The 5,296-nt window shown below is 39.5% G+C and carries 4 protein-coding genes; 2 read left to right on the top strand and 2 right to left on the bottom strand.

The genetic code is table 11. The features are described 5' to 3' along the window. Together QZ562_RS19305 and QZ562_RS19300 are read left to right on the top strand one after the other, a co-directional pair. A partial coding sequence (locus tag QZ562_RS19305) for a tetratricopeptide repeat protein (RefSeq protein WP_293763905.1) occupies window positions 1-727 on the top strand: 727 nt, incomplete at its 5' end. 215 nt (window positions 728-942) lie between these two features. Further along, on the top strand, window positions 943-2,040 hold the full coding sequence (locus tag QZ562_RS19300) for a PEP-CTERM sorting domain-containing protein (RefSeq protein ID WP_293763902.1): 1,098 nt from the start codon (window positions 943-945) through the stop codon (window positions 2,038-2,040). 84 nt (window positions 2,041-2,124) lie between these two features. Here QZ562_RS19300 and QZ562_RS19295 read toward each other — a convergent pair whose 3' ends face one another. Then, window positions 2,125-3,570, bottom strand: a complete 1,446-nt coding sequence (locus QZ562_RS19295; protein ID WP_293763899.1) for a phosphomannomutase CpsG — start codon at window positions 3,568-3,570, stop codon at window positions 2,125-2,127. A gap of 35 nt (window positions 3,571-3,605) precedes the next feature. Further along, window positions 3,606-5,027: a mannose-1-phosphate guanylyltransferase/mannose-6-phosphate isomerase gene (locus tag QZ562_RS19290; protein ID WP_293763896.1), complete on the bottom strand. Its 1,422-nt coding sequence runs from the start codon at window positions 5,025-5,027 to the stop codon at window positions 3,606-3,608. Window positions 5,028-5,296: the final 269 nt, after the last annotated feature.

The following is a 5,296-nucleotide window of genomic DNA, read 5'->3' as shown; positions in this document are numbered from 1 at the left end:
CTCTATAGGGGAAATAACCAAGGCTGAAACAATATCATCAAGCATTCCTCAAATAATTCAGAAAAACTCTAATATACAAGTTATTTTAGGTGATATTGCGCAAACAGAAAATCAACTACAATCAGCCCAAATTCATTACTTATCAGCTCTAAACTCAAACAACAACTATCAAGTAGCAGTCATAAGGCTTTATAACTTGGCAAAAGACAAAAATGTTGGTGCCGACAAATTTATTAGTACTTTAAGAGCCATAATTGACAAATACCCCACTGCACATTTTCAACGCCATATTTTAGCCGACTTTCTGTATTTCCAAGGAGACATATTACTGGCTAAACAGCACTACTTAATTCTAGAAAAAGTAGCACAACTGCCTCGAATTGAACATATCTATAACAGCTTGGCCAGTATGTTGACCATCAGTGACCCAAAAACAGCAGTAACTTATATAAACAAAGCGCTAGACATTGCGCAATCTAATCCAATGTTTATTGATACAAAAGGCTGGATATTGACACAACAAGGTCAATACATAGAGGGCTTAGATTTATTGAGAGAGGCGTTTGCCATGAACTCTCATCACCCTAGCATTCAATATCATATTGCTTACAACTTAGTTAAATCAGGACAACTGGAAGCCGCTAGACAACAGCTTAAAAAAGTACTGACTACCAAATTACCCTTTGCTGAAAAGGACTTAGCACAAGCATTAATGAATTCAATATAAGTACCGGTTATTGGGATTACTTGGGGTTAGTTTGGTTCAAACAACTCAAATAATCCTTTTACAACATTAGGTATAAAAAACACTCTGTTTGTCAGCTTTTTTTACACTCATAATAATTACTATTCAATAAAGTCAACGAAAACATCACATTAAATTTGTGGCGTAAATATTGCTTTACATGTCTATGTAAGATTTTATAACTAGAAGTATATAAAATGTTAAAGAAAAAGTTATTAGTTTCAGCCATTACCGGACTATGCAGCTTATCAACACATGCAGTCACTGACTTCAGCTATGATGGTCATTATGTGGAGAGCGAATACGACATTTCCTTTGCTATTGATTATGACCTAGGCAATGGAAAAAAAGCGGAAGGGGGTACTTTAGCGTTTTCCACTATCGGCAATAAACAATATATGTATATCGCGCACCCTCTTGGTTTTAAAGATTTGTCTTATGCTGAAGAAGCAAAAGACTGTAAAAAAAGTTGTCCAACTCCAACTCCACCTTTAGATGCTAACGATTATCTTGTAGGCTGGGAAGGCTCAAAACAAGAGAACGCTGAGAAAGCGATGAAAAGTGAGTACTTCACTTTATCGTTTGTTAATGGCAGTGGTGAACCACACACGCTAAAGTTTGACCCAAGAATACCTGGTCTTAGCGCCCCCTCAGATACAAGAAAGGGAGTTGAAGAGAATAAAGTCAACGACAGTAAACTTGACTTAAATAGTTATACCCCCCCCAATCAAATTGCGGTTACAGATAACGGCCTATCAATCTCTTTCTTATCCACCCTAAACTATAACTCCAGTTTATTAAATGATGGTGACTTTTTTGGTTCGCTGGAAGACTTTTATGAAAAATCACCAGAAACAGTGGATTGTGGTGATGAAACTAGCAGTGCAGAAGTATGTTACAAGCTGGCAGATGTAGATAGAAACAAAATTGGTGGAAACCTGATCGATTGGGATTTCAATTTTGGTATTGAAGTAGAAATTACCGGTAACCTATTTGGTGCCGGATTTGATATTACGAGTCTTTTACCCAAAAATTTTGGTGTTAACCAAGATAAAGATACCCCACAAGCTGGTATTGGATCCGTTCTGGTATCGCTAGATGACTTACATGCTTCAAATCCTAAGGTCCCATGTTCTGGCGATGGTATAGGGGGCGATGAAAAAACGCCTTGCAATGTGACTATCACTAAAATCCCCCCTACCGAAGATCCTGAACCCGTGCCAGAACCCTCTGCCTTAGCTTTATTAGGCCTAGGAATATTGGGAATTTGGTATAGACATAAAAAATCAGCTTAATATCCCAAAAGGCTTGGGCATAAATAAACTCGCTAATTAGCGAGTTTATTGCTTTACAGACCAATCAAATCACCGAAAATACGGCTATTTTAACAGTGCCAATAATTCCTTGGTTTTTTCTTCCATTAGAACAATATCGGCTCTGGACTCAACATTTAATCTCACCACTGGCTCAGTGTTCGATTTACGTAAATTAAAGCGCCAATTTTCAAATTCTAACCCGATACCATCGGTGTAATCCACTACAGATGCACTAGCTTCATATTTTTCCAGCACAGCTTTAATGGACGCGTCAGGGTCGGCCAGTGTGCTATTAATTTCACCTGAAGAGGGGAAAGCAGCAATACGTTCTTCAACTAACTGCGACAAAGGCTTTTGCGTGGAACATAACAACTCAGCTACCAACAACCATGGGATCATGCCCGAATCACAATAGGCAAAGTCACGGAAATAATGGTGGGCACTCATTTCACCGCCATATATTGCATCATCAGCACGCATCCGCTCTTTAATAAAGGCATGACCAGTTTTACTTTTAATGGGTATGCCGCCCGCTTTTAGAACAATATCTTCGGTGTTCCAATACACTCTTGGGTCATAAATAATTTTTGAGCCAGGCTTTTTATCTAAGAAGGCCTTAGCTAATAAACCTACAATATAATAACCTTCAACAAAATTACCTTTTTCATCGAACAAAAAACACCGGTCGAAATCACCATCCCAAGCGATACCCATATTGGCTGAGTTTTCGATAACAGCATTTGCTGTGTCCGCCCTACTCTCTGGCAATAAAGGATTAGGAATACCATTGGGGAAAGTGCCATCAGGTTGATGATGTACTTTTATGAATTCAATCGGCACACCGGCCGCTTCTAGACCACTTTGAATCGCATCTAATGCATCGCCTGCTGCACCATTACCAGCGTTCACTACCAATTTTATGGGTGTAATATTAGCAGCGTCAATATAGGACAACATATGGGCGACATAAGCCTGCATATTATCCAACTTTTGATACTGCTCGGTTGCCAAGAGCTTATCCACTTCGACCGACGCTTGGCCTTTAATGAAAGCCTGTTCACTTACCAAACCATTCGAATAAAACTCGAGCCTTGTTTGCACGTCATCAACTGAATAAGTTTCGGCTAAATCACGGATATCAAACAAGCCAGTATCACCGCTAACGGGTTTAGAGTCATTGGTAACTAATTTCATACCGTTATAATCTATAGGATTATGACTAGCGGTGACTTCAATACCACCATCAACAGCAAGATGTTTTGTGGCAAAATAGATCTCTTCGGTGCCAGTCATACCTAAGTCTGTCACAGTTGCGCCACCGTCGATTAAACCAGCAGACAAAGCAAGTTTAAGCGGCTGGGAGGTTAATCGTACATCTCCACCGACTACTACTGTCTTTGCCTGCATATATTGAGCGAAAGCTTTACCAATTCGATAAGCAACTTGTTCGTCAAGTTGTTCGATTAATTTACCGCGTATGTCATACGCCTTAAAACATGTAATTTTCATAAATACTCTTATTTAGAAGTCGATATCAAGCCTGTTTATTTGGCTTCAACACGGCCGTAACGGTCGGAGAAACGAACAATATCATCTTCACCTAAATACGAGCCTGATTGCACTTCGATAAGTTCTAGCGCAATACGACCGGGGTTCTCCAGCGCATGCACTACACCGATTGGAATATAGGTCGATTGATTCTCTGATAACAGTAATGTCTGATCACCATTCGTGACTTTTGCAGTACCTGACACCACAATCCAATGTTCGGCTCTGTGGTGATGCATTTGTACTGAAAGTTTTTCGCCAGGTTTTACCGTGATACGTTTTACCTGAAAACGTTCACCGTTATCAATGGAGTCGTAACTGCCCCAAGGTCTAAACACTTCTCGGTGGAATTCCCATTCAGGGCGGTGTTCCGCCTTAAGTTGATTTACTACATTTTTTATATCTTGCACTTTATCTTTGTGTGCCACTAGCACCGCATCTTTAGTTTCGACCACTACCACATCATCTAAGCCCACTACGGATATAAGACGTTGTTCCGAGTTGATATAGCTATTTGTCACGCCATCAAGTATGGCATCGCCGATAACTACGTTATTTTGCGCATCTTTTTGCTTGGCCGTTTCCCATAATGAAGACCAGCTACCCACATCACTCCAACCTGCATCAAGTGGCACAACGCAAGCAGCGTCTGTTTTTTCCATTACGGCGTAATCGATAGAATTATCAGGACAAGTGACAAACACATCAGCATCCACTCGCACAAATTCCAAATCTGTAGATTCTGAAGCAATGGCTTTTTTACAAATTTCCAGCATTTCTGGTGAATATTTTTTAAGCTCTTGCAAGTAACGACTTGCTTTAAACATAAACATGCCGCTATTCCAATAAAACTCGCCAGAGTCTACATATTGTTGTGCGGTCGCTAAATCAGGCTTTTCAACAAAGTTAGCCACATCAAACCCCACGTCAACCCCCTCGACTTTGTCACCACGTTTAATATAACCGTAACCAGTGTGAGCCGAGTCAGGCACAATACCGAAAGTGACTAATTTGTCTTGTTTAGCTAACGCCTCGGCCTGAGTAATGGCTTTATGAAATTCTGGCGCATCGTTTATCAGATGATCGGCAGCTAATATAAGTAAAATCGGATCTTCACCATTTAGCGATGCATGCAATGCAGCCAAAGCAATAGCAGGTGCTGTATTTCGCCCCATCGGCTCAAGCAAGATCCCACCATGTTGAATGCCTTGCTGGCGAAGCTGCTCTGCAACTAAAAAACGATGTGCATCATTACAAATAACTATTGGTTGCTCTACTCCCGAGCTATCTAACCTGGCGATTGTATCTTGTAGCATAGTCAAATCACTTGTTAGGCTTAAAAACTGCTTAGGTAACGCAGCTCTTGATTTAGGCCATAAACGGCTACCATTACCACCAGCTAAAATAACAGGTTTCATTACACATTCCTTTTTGATGAGTATTTATTTTTTGCAGTAATAAATTAATCTTTATTGATGAAACTTAATAGTATTCAAGCTCGGCGAGTTATTCAATCAAGAACATTAATGAATTGTATTTATTTACTTATTTATTTATTTATTTATTTATTTATTTCTAAAAAGTGAGCTGTTAGATGTATACATTCGTCGTGTTAAACATAAACTTCCCCTCTAAAATAACCAATTCAATTTAAGCTAACCTTAATCTATCCATGACCTTTTCACAA

Source organism: uncultured Paraglaciecola sp. (assembly GCF_913058035.1).
Taxonomy (GTDB): Bacteria; Pseudomonadota; Gammaproteobacteria; order Enterobacterales; family Alteromonadaceae; genus Paraglaciecola.
This window is presented reverse-complemented; position numbering and strand designations above follow the sequence as displayed.

Coding starts and splice junctions, on each gene's coding strand:
- QZ562_RS19290 (WP_293763896.1), bottom strand. CDS start 5,027: ATGAAACCTGTTATTTTAGCTGGTGGTAATGGTAGCCGTTTATGGCCT.
- QZ562_RS19295 (WP_293763899.1), bottom strand. CDS start 3,570: ATGAAAATTACATGTTTTAAGGCGTATGACATACGCGGTAAATTAATC.
- QZ562_RS19300 (WP_293763902.1), top strand. CDS start 943: ATGTTAAAGAAAAAGTTATTAGTTTCAGCCATTACCGGACTATGCAGC.